The organism is Plantibacter sp. (assembly GCF_059073635.1).
The window spans coordinates 448664-465113 of sequence record NZ_JCACOF010000001.1; the positions used below are offsets into that span (position 1 = coordinate 448664).

17 protein-coding genes and 2 pseudogenes are annotated in these 16450 nt (G+C 70.8%); 16 read left to right on the top strand and 3 right to left on the bottom strand.

Translation table 11 applies throughout. The features are described 5' to 3' along the window. Positions 1-31: 31 nt before the first annotated feature. From AC5JOC_RS02180 to AC5JOC_RS02210, 7 genes are all read left to right on the top strand, one after another. A complete protein-coding gene (locus tag AC5JOC_RS02180) occupies positions 32-1537 on the top strand; it encodes a fumarylacetoacetate hydrolase family protein (RefSeq protein ID WP_426738318.1) in 1506 nt (501 codons plus the stop codon). Further along, a complete protein-coding gene (locus tag AC5JOC_RS02185) occupies positions 1534-2280 on the top strand; it encodes a GntR family transcriptional regulator (RefSeq protein WP_124768522.1) in 747 nt (248 codons plus the stop codon). The genes AC5JOC_RS02180 and AC5JOC_RS02185 overlap by 4 nt, the downstream gene beginning before the upstream one ends. Beyond that, a complete protein-coding gene (gene hpaE, locus AC5JOC_RS02190; protein WP_463529289.1) occupies positions 2277-3791 on the top strand; it encodes a 5-carboxymethyl-2-hydroxymuconate semialdehyde dehydrogenase in 1515 nt (504 codons plus the stop codon). Before AC5JOC_RS02185 ends, hpaE begins: the two co-directional genes overlap by 4 nt. Positions 3792-3843: 52 nt before the next feature. Continuing rightward, the gene (locus tag AC5JOC_RS02195) at positions 3844-4164 is read left to right on the top strand and encodes a VOC family protein (protein WP_494245064.1); all 321 of its coding nucleotides are present in this window, start codon (positions 3844-3846) and stop codon (positions 4162-4164) included. Further along, complete coding sequence (gene hpaD / locus AC5JOC_RS02200) at positions 4103-4984, top strand: 3,4-dihydroxyphenylacetate 2,3-dioxygenase (RefSeq protein ID WP_494245066.1); 882 nt, start codon at positions 4103-4105, stop codon at positions 4982-4984. The genes AC5JOC_RS02195 and hpaD overlap by 62 nt, the downstream gene beginning before the upstream one ends. A gap of 156 nt (positions 4985-5140) precedes the next feature. Further along, positions 5141-5932: an Ltp family lipoprotein gene (locus tag AC5JOC_RS02205; protein ID WP_494245068.1), complete on the top strand. Its 792-nt coding sequence runs from the start codon at positions 5141-5143 to the stop codon at positions 5930-5932. Next, positions 5895-5993 (top strand): Ltp family lipoprotein, encoded by a 99-nt coding sequence (locus tag AC5JOC_RS02210; protein WP_494245070.1) that lies wholly within the window; start codon positions 5895-5897, stop codon positions 5991-5993. The genes AC5JOC_RS02205 and AC5JOC_RS02210 overlap by 38 nt, the downstream gene beginning before the upstream one ends. Before the next feature lie 27 nt (positions 5994-6020). On the opposite strand, the gene AC5JOC_RS02215 is transcribed toward AC5JOC_RS02210, so the two are convergent. Both AC5JOC_RS02215 and AC5JOC_RS02220 read right to left on the bottom strand, forming a co-directional pair. Further along, positions 6021-6320 carry a hypothetical protein gene (locus AC5JOC_RS02215; protein ID WP_494245072.1) on the bottom strand — a complete coding sequence of 100 codons (300 nt, stop codon included), beginning with the start codon at positions 6318-6320 and terminating at the stop codon, positions 6021-6023. A 1006-nt stretch (positions 6321-7326) separates the two neighbouring features. Further along, positions 7327-7923 carry a TetR/AcrR family transcriptional regulator gene (locus tag AC5JOC_RS02220; RefSeq protein ID WP_494245074.1) on the bottom strand — a complete coding sequence of 199 codons (597 nt, stop codon included), beginning with the start codon at positions 7921-7923 and terminating at the stop codon, positions 7327-7329. A 28-nt stretch (positions 7924-7951) separates the two neighbouring features. On the opposite strand from AC5JOC_RS02220, the gene AC5JOC_RS02225 reads away from it, so the two are divergent. The 7 genes and pseudogenes from AC5JOC_RS02225 to AC5JOC_RS02255 all read left to right on the top strand — a co-directional run bounded on the left by AC5JOC_RS02225 (position 7952) and on the right by AC5JOC_RS02255 (position 13316). Continuing rightward, positions 7952-8902: a DUF418 domain-containing protein gene (locus tag AC5JOC_RS02225; protein WP_494245076.1), complete on the top strand. Its 951-nt coding sequence runs from the start codon at positions 7952-7954 to the stop codon at positions 8900-8902. Further along, complete coding sequence (locus AC5JOC_RS02230) at positions 8800-9150, top strand: DUF418 domain-containing protein (protein ID WP_494245077.1); 351 nt, start codon at positions 8800-8802, stop codon at positions 9148-9150. Before AC5JOC_RS02225 ends, AC5JOC_RS02230 begins: the two co-directional genes overlap by 103 nt. Positions 9151-9154: 4 nt before the next feature. After that, positions 9155-9613: pseudogene (locus AC5JOC_RS02235) on the top strand (epoxide hydrolase N-terminal domain-containing protein); the annotation flags it as partial. Between the two features lie 40 nt (positions 9614-9653). Beyond that, on the top strand, positions 9654-10553 hold the full coding sequence (locus AC5JOC_RS02240; RefSeq protein ID WP_494245078.1) for an alpha/beta fold hydrolase: 900 nt from the start codon (positions 9654-9656) through the stop codon (positions 10551-10553). A 590-nt stretch (positions 10554-11143) separates the two neighbouring features. Further along, positions 11144-11278, top strand: a pseudogene (locus tag AC5JOC_RS02245) (SAM-dependent methyltransferase); the annotation flags it as partial. Positions 11279-11309: 31 nt separating this feature from the next. Further along, the gene (locus tag AC5JOC_RS02250; protein ID WP_494245181.1) at positions 11310-11687 is read left to right on the top strand and encodes a class I SAM-dependent methyltransferase; all 378 of its coding nucleotides are present in this window, start codon (positions 11310-11312) and stop codon (positions 11685-11687) included. A gap of 159 nt (positions 11688-11846) precedes the next feature. Beyond that, complete coding sequence (locus AC5JOC_RS02255; protein ID WP_494245080.1) at positions 11847-13316, top strand: FAD-dependent monooxygenase; 1470 nt, start codon at positions 11847-11849, stop codon at positions 13314-13316. 57 nt (positions 13317-13373) lie between these two features. Here the strand turns inward: AC5JOC_RS02255 and AC5JOC_RS02260 are convergent, their stop codons facing one another. Next, positions 13374-14357: an alpha/beta fold hydrolase gene (locus tag AC5JOC_RS02260; protein WP_124768512.1), complete on the bottom strand. Its 984-nt coding sequence runs from the start codon at positions 14355-14357 to the stop codon at positions 13374-13376. Positions 14358-14486: 129 nt separating this feature from the next. On the opposite strand from AC5JOC_RS02260, the gene AC5JOC_RS02265 reads away from it, so the two are divergent. Next, positions 14487-15695: an FAD-dependent monooxygenase gene (locus AC5JOC_RS02265; RefSeq protein ID WP_494245082.1), complete on the top strand. Its 1209-nt coding sequence runs from the start codon at positions 14487-14489 to the stop codon at positions 15693-15695. Continuing rightward, positions 15692-16444 (top strand): YqjF family protein, encoded by a 753-nt coding sequence (locus AC5JOC_RS02270; RefSeq protein ID WP_426738309.1) that lies wholly within the window; start codon positions 15692-15694, stop codon positions 16442-16444. Before AC5JOC_RS02265 ends, AC5JOC_RS02270 begins: the two co-directional genes overlap by 4 nt. Positions 16445-16450 lie beyond the last annotated feature (6 nt).

Consider the following 16450-nt stretch of genomic DNA (forward strand, 5'->3'; position numbering starts at 1 on the left):
CGATTCTGGATACCGACAACGAGGACGTGTGATGAGTAGCCACCAGGGCATCGAAGGCCTCCCGAACAGCGGGGGCGGCAAGATCATCGCCGTCCACCTCAACTACCCGTCGCGAGCGGCCCAGCGCGGCCGCACGCCGGAGCACCCCTCGTACTTCCTCAAGCCGTGGTCCTCCGTCTCAGGCACGGGCGGCACCATCGAGCGTCCGGCCGGCGCGGAACTGCTCGCCTTCGAGGGCGAGATCGCGATCATCATCGGTACCGCGGCCCGCCGCGTCCGCGTCGAGGACGCCTGGCAGCACGTCTCGGGCGTCACCGCGGCGAACGACTTCGGGCTCTACGACCTCCGCAGTGCCGACAAGGGGTCGAACCTGCGCTCGAAGGGCGGCGACGGCTACACGCCCCTCGGCCCGTCCGTCATCCCCGCCGAGCAGATCGATCCGGCCGCCCTCCGCGTGCGCACCTGGGTCAACGGCGTCGTCGTCCAGGACGACACGAGCGACACGCTGCTCTTCCCCTTCGCCCAGCTCATCGCCGACCTCTCGCAGCTCGCGACGCTCGAGCCCGGCGACGTCATCCTCACCGGCACACCCGCCGGCTCCTCCGTCGTCGTGCCCGGCGACGTCGTCGAGGTCGAGGTCGACGCACCGACCGCACCCGGCACCCCGACGAGCGGTCGACTCGTGACGACGGTCGTCGAGGGCACCGAACCCTTCGGCGGGTTCGGCGCGAAGCCGGCCGTCGACGACCATCAGCGCATCGAGGCCTGGGGGGACGCTGCGGCGGCGGGTCTGCCCTTCGACAAGCTCAGGGACCGGGACGGTCTCGGTGATCGGGTCGCCGAACCGCTCGACCCCGCGGTCGCCGAGCAGCTCGCCTCGGTCTCGACGGCGACGCTCAGCGCCAAGCTGCGGGCCCGCGGGTACACCGAGGTCTTCATCGAGGGCGTCCACGCCTCGCGACCGGGCACGCGCATGGTCGGCGTGGCCCGCACCCTGCGCTTCGTCGCCTACCGGCCCGACCTCTTCGCCGAGCGCGGGAACGGCTTCAACGCGCAGAAGCGCATCTTCGACACCGTCGAAGCCGGGGAGGTCATCGTGATCGAGGCACGCGGCGAGCGCGGCACGGGCACCGTCGGCGACGTCCTCGCACTTCGGGCGCAGCAGCGGGGAGCGGCCGGGGTCGTCACCGACGGCGGGATCCGCGATGCCGAGCAGGTCGCGGCGTTCGACCTGCCGACCTTCTCACAGGGTCCGCACCCGTCCGTCCTCGGGCGCCGCCATGTGCCGTGGGAGATCGACGTCGCGGTCACCTGCGGCGGGGCGACCGTCCTGCCGGGCGACGTGATCGTCGGGGACGGCGACGGCGTCATCGCGATCCCCCGGGCGCTCGCCGCCGAGGTCGCCGCGGAGGCGGTCGTGCAGGAGGCGGAGGACGCCTGGATCGCCGAGCAGGTCCGTGGTGGTGCCGCCGTCGACGGCCTCTTCCCGCTGAACGCCGAGTGGCGGGCGCGATACGAGAGCGAGCAGGGACGATGAGCGGACCACACCCGACGACCGGGCAGGAAGCGTCGCTCAGCAAGTCCGAGCGCGCCTACCGGTTCATCCGCGAGGCCATCGATGAGGGGCGCTTCGTCCCCGGGTACCGGCTGGTGCTCGGACAGATCGCCGGTGAGCTCGACATCAGCGTGGTCCCGGTGCGCGAGGCGATCCGCCGGCTGGAGGCCGAGGGGCTCGTGACGTTCGAGCGCAACGTCGGCGCGCAGGTCGCGATGCTGCACGAGACCGAGTACCTCTTCACGATGCAGACGCTCGCCCTCGTCGAGGGCGCAGCGACCTCGATGAGTGCCGCTTACCTCACCGACGACCATCTGGCCCGCGCTCGAGAGATCAACGAGCGGATGCGCCGCACGCTCGACGACTTCGACCCGCACGCGTTCACGGCGCTGAACCTGGAGTTCCACACCGTCCTCTTCGAGGAGTGCCCGAACCCGCACGTCCTCGACCTCGTCCATCGCGGCTGGCGGCGGCTGACCGCGCTCCGCGATTCGACGTTCAGCTTCGTGCCCGGCCGCGCGCGGGAGTCGGTCGCCGAGCACGACGGCATCCTCGAACTCATCGCCGCCGGCGCGCAGCCGCTCGAGATCGAGATCGCCGCCCGCGACCACCGCACCGCGACGCTCGACGCCATGCTCGCGTACCAGGCGGAGCACCAGCCGCCCACGACGGCCCGCCCGCCGTCGTCACCGCCGTCCACCACCGACCGGAGGAACCACCCATGACCCAGCACGTTCCGGCAGCGTTGCCCGACCGTATCCGGCACTTCATCGACGGCGCGTTCGTCGACTCGGTCGACGGCGACACCTTCGACGTCCTCGACCCCGTGTCGAACGAGACCTACGTCCAGGCCGCCGCCGGCAAGCAGGCGGACATCGACCTCGCCGTCGCCGCCGCCAAGCGCGCCTTCGACGAGGGTCCGTGGCCGCGGCTCCTCCCCCGCGAGCGCAGCCGGATCCTGCACCGGGTCGCCGACGCCGTCGAAGCGCAGGACGCCCGCCTCGCGGAGCTGGAGAGCTTCGACACCGGCCTGCCGATCACGCAGGCGCTCGGTCAGGCGAAGCGCGCCGCCGAGAATTTCCGGTTCTTCGCCGACCTGATCGTCGCCCAGCACGACGACACCTACAAGGTGCCCGGGCGGCAGGTGAACTACGTCAACCGCAAGCCCATCGGCGTCGCGGGGCTCATCACGCCGTGGAACACGCCGTTCATGCTCGAGAGCTGGAAGCTCGCTCCGGCCCTCGCGACCGGCAACACGGTCGTCCTGAAGCCGGCGGAGTTCACCCCGCTCTCGGCGAGCCTGTGGGCGGACATCTTCCGCGACGCCGGCGTGCCCGACGGCGTGTTCAACCTCGTGAACGGGCTCGGTGAGGACGCCGGCGACGCGCTCGTGAAGCACCCGGACGTGCCGCTCATCTCGTTCACCGGCGAGAGCAGCACCGGTCAGCTCATCTTCGCGAACGCCGCGCCGTTCCTGAAGGGGCTCTCGATGGAGCTCGGCGGCAAGTCACCGGCCGTCGTGTTCGCCGACGCCGACCTCGACGACGCCCTCGACGCGACGGTGTTCGGGGTGTTCTCGTTGAACGGTGAGCGCTGCACCGCCGGCAGCCGCATCCTCGTCGAGCGGAGTGTCTACGACGACTTCGTCGAGCGCTACGCCGAGCGTGCCCGCAACATCGTCGTCGGGCACCCGAACGACCCGGCCACCGAGGTCGGCGCGCTCGTGCACCCGGAGCACTACGAGAAGGTCATGGGCTACGTCGAGATCGGCAAGACCGAGGGCCGCCTCGTCGCCGGCGGCGGTCGCCCCGAGGGGTTCCCGACCGGCAACTACGTCGCGCCGACGGTCTTCGCCGACGTCCCGCCGACCGCCCGCATCTTCCAGGAGGAGATCTTCGGGCCGGTCGTCGCAATCACCCCCTTCGACTCCGATGAGGAGGCACTCGCGCTCGCGAACGACACGAAGTACGGGCTCGCCGCCTACATCTGGACGAACGACCTCAAGCGGGCCCACACCTTCTCGCAGAACGTGCAGGCCGGGATGGTGTGGCTGAACTCGAACAACGTGCGCGACCTCCGCACCCCGTTCGGCGGGGTGAAGGCCTCGGGGCTCGGGCACGAGGGCGGCTACCGCTCGATCGACTTCTACACCGACCAGCAGGCGGTGCACATCACGCTGAACCAGGCGCACTCCCCACGCTTCGGGACCGGCGGGCCGCTGCAGGCCGCGCACTGACCGCTCCCGGTCGACCTCCACCCAGCAACCGAGATCAGCAAGGACGCAGATCATGTCGAACCCCATCACCCCGTCGTCGGCCGAGCCCGTCGTGACCGCCACCGACCCGATCCCCGTGCCGGTGAACCGCATCCCGACGCCCGCCGCCACCCCGCCGGACATCCTCCGCTGCGCGTACATGGAGATCGTCGTCACGGATCTCGCCGCGAGCCGGAAGTTCTACGTCGACGTCCTCGACCTCGTGGTCACGGAGGAGGACGAGCACGACCGTCTACCTGCGGAGCTTCGAGGAGTTCATCCACCACAACCTCGTGCTGCGGCAGGGGCCGGTGGCGGCGGTCGCGGCGTTCAGCTACCGGGTGCGGAGTCCTGAGGACCTCGACCGCGCGGTCGCCTTCTACACGGAGCTCGGGTGCCGGGTGGAGCGTCGTGCCGAGGGGTATGTGAAGGGCATCGGCGACTCGGTGCGCGTCGAGGATCCGCTCGGGTTCCCCTACGAGTTCTTCTACGACGTGGAGCACGTCGAGCGGTTGGCGTGGCGCTACGACCTGTACACGCCGGGCGCGCTCGTGCGGCTCGACCACTTCAACCAGGTGACGCCCGACGTGCCGCGGGCGGTCGCGTACATGGAGGACCTCGGGTTCCGCGTCACCGAGGACATCCAGGACGAGGCCGGGACGACGTACGCGGCCTGGATGCGGCGGAAGCCGACGGTGCACGACACCGCGATGACGGGTGGTGACGGACCGCGCATGCACCACGTGGCGTTCGCGACGCACGAGAAGCACAACATCATCGCGATCTGCGACAAGCTCGGCGCGCTGCGGATGTCGGACGTCATCGAGCGCGGCCCCGGCCGGCACGGCGTCTCGAACGCGTTCTACCTGTACATCCGCGACCCCGACGGCCACCGGATCGAGATCTACACCCAGGACTACTACACGGGCGACCCCGACAACCCGGTGGTCACGTGGGACGTGCACGACAACCAGCGGCGCGACTGGTGGGGCAACGCCGTCGTGCCGAGTTGGTACACGGACGCGTCGCTCGTCCTCGACCTCGACGGCGAGCCGAAGCCGGTCGTCTCCCGGACCGACGACTCCGAGCTCGAGGTCACCATCGGTGCCGACGGCTTCTCCTACACCCGCAAGGGCGACGAAGCGCAGGGCTTCAAGCTCGGCAACACGCTCTAGGCCTCGGTTCGTTCGCCCATCTTTGGGCGACGCAGTGTTCGCTCGCCCAAACATGGGCGAACGAACGGGAGGAGCAGGGGAAACCTCCCGAATCACCCCCGCACTGGGGGCAACACCGCTCTCGGAAGTCGGTCGCTCGACTGCCATGCTCAGAGCGTGACCACATCCGAACCGCTGGGGGGCGGCTCGCAGCAGCCCGACCCCGCCTCCGCACCGCAGCCGACCGCGCCCTACGCGAACCCGTACGCACCGACGACCCCGTACACCGACACCACGGCACCGCCGCCCTACGGCCAGCAGCCGTACGGTCAGCAGCTGCAGCAGACACCGCCGCGATCGACCTCGGCCGGGCTCGCGATCGCGGCCTTGATCGTCGGGATCGTCGCGTTCCTCATGGGGCTCCTCCCCGTCGCCGGCGCGCTCGTCGGTATCGCGGCGATCGTCCTGGCGGCGCTCGCACTGCAGAAGCGACAGTCCAAGGGACTCGCGGTCACCGGTCTCATCCTCGGAGCCGTCGCGACCCTCGCTTCGTTCGGCACCCTCGTCGGAATCGGCGCAGCGGTGAACAGCGTGTCCGATGACAAGCCTGCCGCGATCGTGGAGACCGTCGGCGCCGGCCGACGAAGCAGCCAAGCCCGTCGAGACGACTGCACCCGTCGCCGAGACTCCGGTTCCCGCAGCTCCGGCTGCACCCGCAGTGCCCGTCGAATACCAGTCAGCGCTGATCAAGGCGAAGAGCTACTCGGACCTCATGCACATGACGCAAGGCCGGCATCTACGACCAGGCTGACCTCCGAATACGGCGAACAGTTCTCGGCAGAGGCGGGCCAGTACGCCGTCGACAACCTGCAGGCCGACTACAACGCGAACGCGCTCGCGAAGGCGAAGTCCTATCAGGAGACCGATGTCGATGTCGCCCGAAGCGATCCGCGACCAGCTGACCAGTGAGTACGGCGAGAAGTTCACGCCCGAAGAGGCCGACTACGCGATCCTGCACCTCAACGACTGACCTGAGGTGAGGCAGATCGTCGCACGCTCAGCCGTCTCTGACGACGATTTGCCTCACCTCAAGCTGCTCGATGCTCTGCCACTTCCCTATGCTGGCTGGATGATGAGCCCGGTCGGCTACACCTCGTTCACCGGATCCGCACCCGACGGCGTGTGGGGTGAGGTCACGCAGCTGTTCGTCGCGGCGTTCACCGCCGAGCCGTACAACGAGGACGCGATCGACCTCGCGACCATCCGGCAGTGGGGCCCGGAGCATCTCGGCCACCGCGGCGGACGCCTCGTCATCGCCACGGTCGACGGCCGGATCGTGGGCTTCGCGCTCGCCCACGGCCTCGATGCCGACCCGGCCTGGCTCGGCATCCTGGCGCAGCTGGCCGACTCCAGCAGCACGGCTGTCGGCCGCCCTCGCGCGTCCGGCGGACGCCGTCGTGGTCCACGAACTCGCCGTCGCGGAGGATCAGCGCGGACGTGGGATCGCCCGCGGCTGCCTGGCCGCTGTCCTGCAGGACCGGACGGAGACACAGACCTTCATCGGCGTCTACGAGCGCGCGACCGAGGCGGCAGCGATGTACCGCAGCTGGGGACTCAGCGAGCTCGGCCGCGTACCGATGCCCGGCGACGCGATCGCCCTCCGCGTCCTGACCGCGCCCACGACCGAGCTGGTTTCGCGCCTGCGACCCACCAACCCCGAGTCGGCACGGATGACCCGGCGGACGCTCTGGCTCAGCCCCTGGGAGTGGGATTGTTGCGGCGGGCCGTTGGAAACCGGCCAACGGGCGACCTTCTCCGTCTGGCCCGTCGACGACGGACAGCGGACCTGGCTGACCGAGGAGATCGGGGCGGATCTCGACGGCGCGGATCGACGGTGTCGAGATGCACCACGAGGAGGACCCCGCACCGGAGCGGCTGACGGGCAGGCTGGCGAAGCTGTCGAGGGTGTCGATACCCTCGCGCCTCATCCACACCAAGCGACCACCGCTGCCGCCCGGAGTCTCTGTCCGCCCCGAGCTCGCTTCTTCGGCCCGCCAGACAGCGGCGTGGTTCGCGGAGATGCGACCCTCCGACGTACGTCACCCACCACGAGACCGTCCCCGGACCGCCCGTCGTCGAGGAGACACCGCGGATCCCACTCACGCGCGGGATCGATCACCCCGACGCCCAAGCAGGGGCACAGGCAGCGGCGGCCGCGGCACGCGCAGCGGCGCAGGCGGCGGAAGCTGCCGCTCGAGCGGCGCAGACGACGGACCCGCCACCACCGGGCGAGGTCGAACCCCGGCTGGTCGGCTATCTCGTCGAGCTCGACCTGGACGTCGACTGAGCCGGACCGGCGTGGCTCAGTCCGCGCGGCGCAGGCCCAGCAGCGTCGCGTCGATCAGGCGTTCGGCGCGCTCCGGGGTCATCCGGTCCGACTGCTCCGCTGCTCGCGCGACCGCGATGCCGTCGAGCACCGCGAGCAGGAGTGCCGCATCGTCCGCGGCCAGGCCGTCTTCCGGGAACGCGGCGACGAGCAGCCGCAGGAGGACCTCCTCGGTGCGGGCCCAGTCAGCGGCGTGGATCGCGCGCACCTCGGTCTCGGTGCTCGCCCGAGCGGCGAAGGCGACCCAGACGATCCCGTCGGTCAGGTCATCACCCTCGATGCAGGCGATCTCACGACAGAAGATCCGAAGTCGCTCCTCCTCGGAGTTCACCGCCTCGAGCCGCGCTGCCACGCGCCGACGGAACCGCTCGTTGACCTCGGTCATCGCCGCGACGACCAGTCGGTCCTTCGTCGGGAAGTGATGCTGGACCGCGCCGACGGAGACACCGGCCTCGCTCGCGACCGTGCGGATGGTCAGCGCATCGGCACCGCGCGACGCCATGATCCGCAGCAGTGCATCGAGGATCCGATCCCTGTTCGTGTCCTGCTCGGTCATCGCCTCCGCTTTCGCCATCGCCCACTCGACAGGGTACGGTCTTCACATGACCAATACGAGCGTATTGCCGCCATCACCGCCGACCTCCCGACGCATCGCCGCACTCGACGTGGTCCGCGGACTCGCGATCCTCGGCACGCTCGGCACGAACATCTGGGTGTTCTCGCACCCCTGGGGTCTGCTCGGGATGCTCTCGGCCCCGGTGACGCCGGAGACCGGCCCCGCGGCGGGTACGATCCAGCTCGCCCTCATGGCACTCACGCAGGGTAAGTTCCTCGCCCTGCTGACCCTGATGTTCGGCGCCGGACTCGCGATCCAGCACGCCACCGCACGCCGACGCGAGCAACGCTGGCCGGGCCGGTACCTGTGGCGCGCCACCCTGCTCCTCATCGACGGTGCCGTGAACTACGTCCTCATCGCGGAGTTCGACGTCCTCATGGGCTATGCGGTCACCGGCGCCATCGTCGCCTGGCTCCTGCTCACCAGGCCCCGCGCCCAGCGCGCCATGATCGCCGTCTTCGGCGCGCTGCACGTCCTCCTCATCAGCGCGATCGTCGCGTTCATCGCCACGACGCCGGCGGTGTCGGGCGACCTCCCGCTCCCCGCCGGACCGAGCCCCTACGCCACTGAATCGTTCCTCGGCCTGGCGGTCTTCCGGCTCGACAACATGGGGGTCTTCCGCGCGGAGCCCGTGCTGATCGGATTCCTCACGCTCGCGATGTTCCTCGCCGGCGCACACCTCTTCCACGCCGGGGTCTTCGGTGAGACCGGTGGTCGACTCCGACGCCGCCTGATGATCATCGGGGCCTGCGCGCTGCCGGTCGACCTCGCTGCTGGGCATCTGCGGGAGGCACCGCGGGGCTCCTCGCCGAACGCTACCTGGCCGCACCCCTCGTGGCGCTCGGGATCCTCGGCGCCACCGTCGAGCTCTGTCGTCGCTTCGGCACCGACGGCTGGATCGCCTCACGCCTCCGCGAACTCGGCAAGGTCGCCTTGAGCGCCTACCTGCTCCAGAACCTCCTCGGTGGCGCGATCTTCTACGGCTGGGGTCTCGGCCTCGCCGAACTCACCGCTCCCTGGCGTGTCCCGGTCACCGTCGCCGCGTTCGTCGTCATCGCCGCGCTCGTGACCGGCTTCGCCCACCTCTGGCTCCGGCGGTTCGCGCTCGGCCCCGTCGAGTGGCTCTGGAAACGCGGTGCGGAGCTCGGGACGAAGCAGCCGGAGGGCCGACCCTCGCTACGGTGAGACCATGACCACCGTGCACCTGACCGGCCAGTTGATCTGCGCGACACCGACCGACGTGGCGATCGTGGAGACCCATCTGCCGGAGCATGTCGCGCTCACCCGCGCCGAACCGGGGTGCGTGTCGTTCGAGGTGACGCCGACGGACGACCCGCTCGTCTGGGACGTCGCCGAGGTCTTCGAGGACGACGAGTCGTTCGCAGCACACCAGGCCCGCGTCGCGTCCAGCGAGTGGGGCCGCGCGACCGCGGGCATCGAGCGCCGCTACCAGGTGACCCGGTCGCCAGCGGGCCGGACCGTCATGGACGTCAGCGACGACGACCTCGCCGACCTCCGCCGCAGACTCCACGACACCCGCTGGCCTGACCGGTGGCCGACCGCCGGTTGGGAAGCCGGCACCGACCAGGACGAGCTGCGGCGGCTCGTCACCTACTGGGCGGACGACTTCGACTGGGCGGCACAGCAGCGGGACATCAACGCCCTGCCGTGGCACCGGGCGGAGATCGATGGAGCCACCATCAGCCTACCTCCGGTTCGACGCCGAGGCTCCAGGCGGGATCCCGATCGTCCTCACGAACGGCTGGCCGAGCACCGCCCTCGAACTGGTCGGACTCGCCAGGCGCCTCGCGACGCCGTCCCACTTCGGCGGAGACCCGGCGAGCGCCGTCACCGTCATCGTGCCCGCGCTGCCCGGCCTGCCGTTCTCGCCGCAACGGCCGACCTTCGGCGATCAGACGCACGAGCTGTGGCACACGCTGATGCACGATCACCTCGGCTTCGCCCGGTACGCCGCCCATGGAGGCGACCTCGGGGCCGGGATCACCTCTCGGCTCGCGCAGGCGCATCCCGAGGCGGTCGCCGGCATCCACCTCCTCGCGGTCGCCGCGCCGCTCGAGGTCGACGCCGAGACGCTCACCGAGGAGGAGCAGGCGCATCTCGCCCGGGTCGAGGCCTGGGACGCCGAGGAGGGTGCGTATGAGCATCAGCACCACACGCGTCCGCTCACGCTCGCTCCCGCGCTGTCCGACTCCCCTGTCGGCCTGCTCTCGTGGATCCTCGAGAAGCATCGGGCCTGGAGCGATTGCGGCGGCGACGTCTCGTCCCGGTTCAGCGACGACTACCTCGCGACACTCGCCTCCGTCTACTGGTTCACGAACGCGATCGGCACCTCGCTCCGCCCGTACTACGAGTCCGCGACCGGGATCACGACGCGTGTCGACCGGGTCGAGGTGCCGACCGCGGTCGCGCTCTTCCCGCACGACCTGGCGAGCCCGCCGCGCAGCTGGGCCGAGCGGAGCTACGACGTGCGACGGTTCACGACCATGCCCCGAGGCGGCCATTTCGCGCCGCACGAGGAGCCCGAGCTCCTCGCGGACGACATCCGGGCGTTCCTGACGACGCTGTAGCGGACGGCAGCACGGCGCTCGTCGTTGCCGATAGGCTGCCCCACATGTCTCCAGTTCGTGATTGATCGGCCCGCGCGTCGTCCCCGACGCTCATCGTCCCGATCCTGATCACCCCGCGCGCCGTCGAGCGCGCCCGTTTCACTGGAGTCCTTCTCATGTCGTCCACCCGGACAGCGCGTTATCTCGACGTGCTCGCACTTCCCCATGTCCCGCTGACCTTCGGGTCCGCTCTCGTCGGCAGATCCGCCTACGCGCTGGTGCTGCTTCCCCTGCTCTACGCGGTCTCCGAGGCGACGGGTTCGATCGCCCTCGCGGGTGTCGCGGTGGCCGTCTACGGCGCCACGGCGAGCCTCCTCGCACCGCTTCGGGCCTGGTTCATCGACCGCCACGGCGCGCGTCGCGTCCTGGCCATCCTGGTCCTCGTCTTCGGTGGCGCCATCGCGGGCCTGGCCGTCGCGTCGCTCACCGCCGCTCCCGGGGCGCTGCTGATCACGCTTCCCACGGACGGCGCTCACGTCCCGAGTCGCCCGTCGTCGTCCGCACGGCCTACTCGGGCCGAGCCGTCGAGTACGCCGACCTCCTCGGTCTCGATGGCCTCGGTTCACCCCTCGGACCTCCAGCTCGTGACCTCCTGGGCCGACCGGATCGCCGGTCCCGCGCTGGACGCCGGCTGCGGCCCGGGGCATTGGACGGCGTACCTCGCCTCGCGCGGGCTCGACATCCGTGGCATCGATCTGGTCCCCGAGTTCATCGCGCATGCCCGCGCCGAGCACCCTGGAGACCCGGTTCGACCTCGGCAGCCTCGACACCCTCGACGCCGAGACCGGCTCGGTGGGCGGCGTCCTCGCCTGGTACTCGCTGATCCACCACCGTCCCGACACGATCGAGACACCGCTCGCGGAGTTCGGACGCGTGCTCCGACCGGGCGGCGAACTGCTGATCGGCTGCTTCGAGGGTCCGGCGGTCGAGGCGTTCGACCATGCCGTGGTGACGGCCTATCGTTGGCCGGTCATGGAGCTGGCCGAGCGCGTGCGCCGGGCGGGGTTCGAGGTCACCGAGACGCACACCAGGACGAGCCTCGATCAGCGGCCGCACGGCGCGGTCCTGGCCCGGCGAGCCGACGCGGTGAGGTGAGGCGGTTCGTCGCCCGGCCCGAGGCTGAGCGACGATCCGCCGCAACTCACTGCCGCTGCATTTCCAGAGTATGCCGGGCACCGGGGCTTGCCGCAAGACCCCCTCCGGCCTCCAGAATGGGTGGCCGCGGTCGCCTCCGACCGCGAGAACGGGGTCCTCATGCATGACGTCATCATCAGCGGTGGCGGCCCGACCGGCATGATGCTGGCAGCCGAACTCCGGCTCCACGGCGTCGACGTCCTCGTCCTCGAGCGGGACGCCGAGCCGAGCCCTGCCGTGCGGTCGTTGGGCCTCCACCCGCGGAGCATCGAGATCCTCGACCAGCGCGGCATCCTCGACCGGTTCCTCGCCGAGGGCACGCGGTACCCGGGCGCCGCCGGTCACTTCGCCGGCATCGTCCCGCCGCGACCCGTGCCGCTCGACACCGCGCACGACTACATCCTCGGTCTCCCGCAGCCGGTCACCGATCGACTGTTGACCGAACGCGCGCTCGAGCTCGGTGCCGAGTTGCGTCGCGGGAACGGACTCGTCGGCCTCGAACAGGACGATGACGGCGTCACCGTCGAGCTGGACGACGGTGAGCGCCTGCGGGCACGGTGGCTCGTCGGATGCGACGGCGGGCGGAGCACCGTCCGGAAGATCCTCGGCATCGGCTTCCCAGGCGAGCCCGCGCAGACCGAGTGGATCCTCGGGGAGATCCAGGTCACCCTCCCGGCCGACGAGGTCGCCGCCATCGCCGACGAGGTCCGGAAGACGCACCGTGGCTTCGGCATCGGACCGGTGTCCGACGGCTTCTTCCGCGCGGTGGCGCCCGCCGACGCCCCCGCCGACGAACGCCTGGCGACTCCGACGATCGAGGAGTTCCGGGCCCGGCTCGAGCGCTTCGCCGGGACCGACTTCGGCGCACACTCCCCGCGCTGGCTGTCGCGCTTCACCGATGCGACGAGACTCGCCGAGCGCTACCGGGTCGGCCGGGTGCTCATCGCCGGCGACGCCGCCCACGTGCACCCGCCCCTCGGCGGGCAGGGCCTCAACCTCGGGGTCCAGGACGCGTTCAACCTCGGATGGAAGCTGGCCGCCGAGCTCGCCGGGTGGGCACCGGCCGACCTCCTCGACACCTACGCGACCGAGCGCCGCCCGGTCGCCGACGACGTCCTCACGCTCACCCGAGCACAGAGCGTCCTCCTGTCCCCCGACCCCGGCCCGCAGGCGGTGCGTCGGCTGTTCTCGGACCTGATGCGGTTCGACGACGTGGCCCGTTTCCTGGGCGAGCGGATCGCGTCCACCGGCATCCGATACGACGTCGGAGGTCCCGGCGCAGCGGTGGACGACGGCTCTGACGACGGGTCGCTGCTCGGTCGACGGCTCCACGACCTCCCCCTGGCCGACGGCGGGCGCTTGTTCACCCTCCTCCACGAGGGTCGCGGACTCCTGCTCGACCCGACCGGTGACCCACACCGTCACCGGCTGGGCGGACCGCGTCGACCGGGTCGCCACCACGACCCCGGAGCTCGCGGCCACGGCGGTGCTCCTGCGCCCGGATGGTCACGTGGTCTGGCTGGCCGACGGGCGGGAACCACTCGAACCGGCCCTCCGGCGCTGGTTCGGCGAGCCGACACGGTGAGGTGAGGCGGTTCGTCGCCCGGCCCGAGGCTGAGCGACGATCCGCCGCATCTCAGCGAGCGCTCAGTCGTGGTCGATGGAGGCGACCGCGTCGGCCACCTGCGACTTCCCCTCGGCCACGCGGTCGTCGTCGTCGGTGACGATCCCGATCGTCTCCTCGATCCGACCTCCGACGGCCTGGATGATGGCCGCGGGCTGCGGTGCCTCCGGTTCCTTGTCGTCGCTCCCGTCCGAGTCCTCGGGGTAGACCTGGAGTCGGTCGTCGTCGCCGTCCGCCACCGTGCGCCTGGCGTGGTCGACGCAGAGCTTCGCGACCTCCTCGGCGTGCGCGTACATGACGGAGTGCGCTGCGCCTGGGATCTCCCAGAGGCGTGAGGAGGGCAGGAGTTCGCCGACCCGCTCCACCCACTCGCGCGGCGCGACGGCGTCGTACTCGCCGCGGATCACGAGCGTGTGCGCCTGCACCTTCGGCAGGGCCTCCTCGATCGGGTAGGTCAGCATCTCCGGCAGGACCCGCGAGAACCATTTGAACCCGCAGAAGACGTAGGCGCTGACGGCGAGCACCTTCACCGTGAGCGGTTCGTGCCAACTCGACTGCAGGAACCGGACCGCCTGGGTGAGCACCCGCCGCTGACCGGGCACGACGACTGGCCCGATGAGGATGAGGGTCGACAACTCGGGGCGACGGGAGACGAGGTCGCTGACCACCTGACTGCCCATCGAGTGGCCGACGATGATCGGGTCCTTGAGATCGAGCTCGTCGATGACCCGACCGACGAGGTCCGCATACTCGCGGATCGTGAGCGTCGACGAGGGGTGCGGCACCCCGCCGAAGCCGGGGAGGTCGAGCGCGTGCACCGGCCCGAACTCGTTGAGGTGCGGCGCGAGGCGCTCGAAGTACGTGGACGAGACACCGATGCCGGGGATGAGGATGAAGGAGCGATCCCCGCTGGACCCCACGGAGTTGACCCGGACGTAGACGTCGCCGTCGTAGACGCGATCGACCCGCACACTCCGCTTGCGACGCTTGCGTTCGATCCTCGACATGCCCCCAGCGTACAAGCGGGCGACGCCTGCACCGCCGGAGCTGTCAACCATGCGGGATTCGGATCGGCGAGCGCGATGATGGAGGCGACCGGAGCGGCAATCCCACGCTCCCTGAGAGGTGGCACCACGATGACCGTTCCCCGCGTCCTGATCTCCGGAGCCAGCATCGCCGGCCCCGGCCTGGCGTTCTGGCTGAACCGCTACGGCTGGGAGACGACGGTCGTCGAGCGCGCGCCGGCGTTCCGCGACGGCGGCCAGAACATCGACGTGCGGGGCGCTGCTCGCGAGGTCCTGCGACGCGCGGGCCTCGAGGACGCGGCACGCGAGGCGACCACCGGCGAGCGCGGCACCCGGTTCGTCGGTGACGCCGGTGAGACGATCGCCGAGTTCCCGGTGTCGGACTCCGAGACCGACGGCGCGACCGCCGAGGTCGAGATCCTCCGTGGCGACCTGGCCCGCATCTTCATCGACGCGACGGACGGCACCACCAGCTATCGGTACGGCGACCACATCACCGGGCTCGACGACGACGGTGAACGGGTCCTCGTGTCCTTCGCACATGGCGAGGATGAGGCGTTCGACCTCGTGATCGCGGCGGACGGCATCCGATCGTCGACGCGTGAGCTGGCCTTCCCCGGCGAGGCGGTGACCCGGTCCCTCGGGCTCGAGATGACGTACCTCACCATTCCGCGCGACGACGCCGACGTGCCGTGGTGGCAGTGGTACTCGGGCGTCGGCGGCCGCAGCGTCACGCTCCGACCCGACCGGCACGGCACCACCCGGGCCGTCCTCACGGAGGTCACGTCCGACCGCGGCGACGGCGTCGTCCCCGCGCGCCGCGACCTCGACGCGCAGCGACGGCATCTCAGGAACCGGTTCGTCGGACTCCCCTGGCAGGCGAACCGGATCCTCGAGCATCTCGACGACAGCGACGACGTCTACTACGAGTCCATCGGCCAGGTCCGGACGCCCCGCTGGGCATCCGGACGGGTCGCACTGCTCGGTGACGCGGCCTGGTGCGCGTCGCCCGTCAGCGGCATGGGGACGAGCCTGTCGATCGTCGGCGCCTACGTGCTGGCCGGTGAGCTGGCGGCGCACGTGCACCACCGGGACGCCTTCCGCGGGTACGAACGGATCATGCGCCCGTACGTGGAGCAGGCCCAGTCGCTGCCGCCGGGTACGCCGCAGCTCGCCAACCCGACCTCGAAAGCCGGCGTCGCGGCGTTCCGCACCGCACTCCGCGTGGCCGGGTCGAAGCCGGCGAAGCTCGTCGGTGCGCAGTTGTTCTCCCCGCCGGCCGACAAGATCGACCTGCCCGAGTACGAGCACCTGGCATGACCGGCGAGCCCCGGCCGATCGCCTCGAGCGCACCGGCACTGTCCGGCCCGGTGGTCGCCGCGCAGGAATGGCGGGACCTGGCGTTCGTCCACTGGCGCGTCCCGGCGAGCGCCGTCGCGCCACTGCTCCCGCGCGGGGTGGTCCCCGACGTCTTCGACGGTTCCACCTGGGTCGGGCTGATCGCCTTCCAGTTGGGCGACGCCCGCATCGGTCCGCTGCCGCCGTCGCCCATCGGCGGCTCCTTCACCGAGGTGAACGTCCGGTTGTACGGGGTCGACAGCGAGGGGCGTCGCGGCGTCGTGTTCCGGTCGCTGGAGGCGTCGAGCCTGCCGGCGGTCCTCGCGGCTCGCGCGATGTTCGGCCTGCCCTACCAGTGGGCGCGGACCGCGCAGCGACCGACGGACGACGGCTGGGAGTACGCGTCGCGGCGGATCACGACGTCGCCGACGACACGAGGTCCGGGCTTCCAGCTCGGCGTCGATGTCGACCGCGCGACGACCGTCGACGACGAGCTGTCGCAGTTCCTGACGGCGCGGTGGGGGCTCTTCCAGAGCCGCTTCGGTCGGACGCAGTGGTTGCCGAACGAGCACGAACCCTGGGTGCTCCACCCGGCGCGCGTCACCTCCTTGCGCGACGAGCTCTGCGCGGCGGCGGGCCTCCCGGGTGTCGTCGAGCACGAGCCCGACTCGGTGCTCTTCAGCCCCGGCGTGACCGCCCGATTCGGGATCGGCTCGTTCCTCGCCCGCTGAGTGGCG

Bases quoted from the DNA above. Each gene is read 5' to 3' on its own strand.
- AC5JOC_RS02195 (WP_494245064.1), top strand. From the start codon at position 3,844: ATGTCGAACCCCATCACCCCGTCGTCGGCCGAGCCCGTCGTGACCGCC.
- AC5JOC_RS02220 (WP_494245074.1), bottom strand. From the start codon at position 7,923: ATGGCGAAAGCGGAGGCGATGACCGAGCAGGACACGAACAGGGATCGG.
- AC5JOC_RS02270 (WP_426738309.1), top strand. From the start codon at position 15,692: ATGACCGGCGAGCCCCGGCCGATCGCCTCGAGCGCACCGGCACTGTCC.
- AC5JOC_RS02210 (WP_494245070.1), top strand. From the start codon at position 5,895: ATGTCGCCCGAAGCGATCCGCGACCAGCTGACCAGTGAGTACGGCGAG.
- AC5JOC_RS02185 (WP_124768522.1), top strand. From the start codon at position 1,534: ATGAGCGGACCACACCCGACGACCGGGCAGGAAGCGTCGCTCAGCAAG.
- AC5JOC_RS02260 (WP_124768512.1), bottom strand. From the start codon at position 14,357: ATGTCGAGGATCGAACGCAAGCGTCGCAAGCGGAGTGTGCGGGTCGAT.
- AC5JOC_RS02225 (WP_494245076.1), top strand. From the start codon at position 7,952: ATGACCAATACGAGCGTATTGCCGCCATCACCGCCGACCTCCCGACGC.
- AC5JOC_RS02180 (WP_426738318.1), top strand. From the start codon at position 32: ATGAGTAGCCACCAGGGCATCGAAGGCCTCCCGAACAGCGGGGGCGGC.
- AC5JOC_RS02255 (WP_494245080.1), top strand. From the start codon at position 11,847: ATGCATGACGTCATCATCAGCGGTGGCGGCCCGACCGGCATGATGCTG.
- AC5JOC_RS02250 (WP_494245181.1), top strand. From the start codon at position 11,310: ATGCCCGCGCCGAGCACCCTGGAGACCCGGTTCGACCTCGGCAGCCTC.
- AC5JOC_RS02265 (WP_494245082.1), top strand. From the start codon at position 14,487: ATGACCGTTCCCCGCGTCCTGATCTCCGGAGCCAGCATCGCCGGCCCC.
- AC5JOC_RS02240 (WP_494245078.1), top strand. From the start codon at position 9,654: ATGGAGCCACCATCAGCCTACCTCCGGTTCGACGCCGAGGCTCCAGGC.
- hpaE (WP_463529289.1), top strand. From the start codon at position 2,277: ATGACCCAGCACGTTCCGGCAGCGTTGCCCGACCGTATCCGGCACTTC.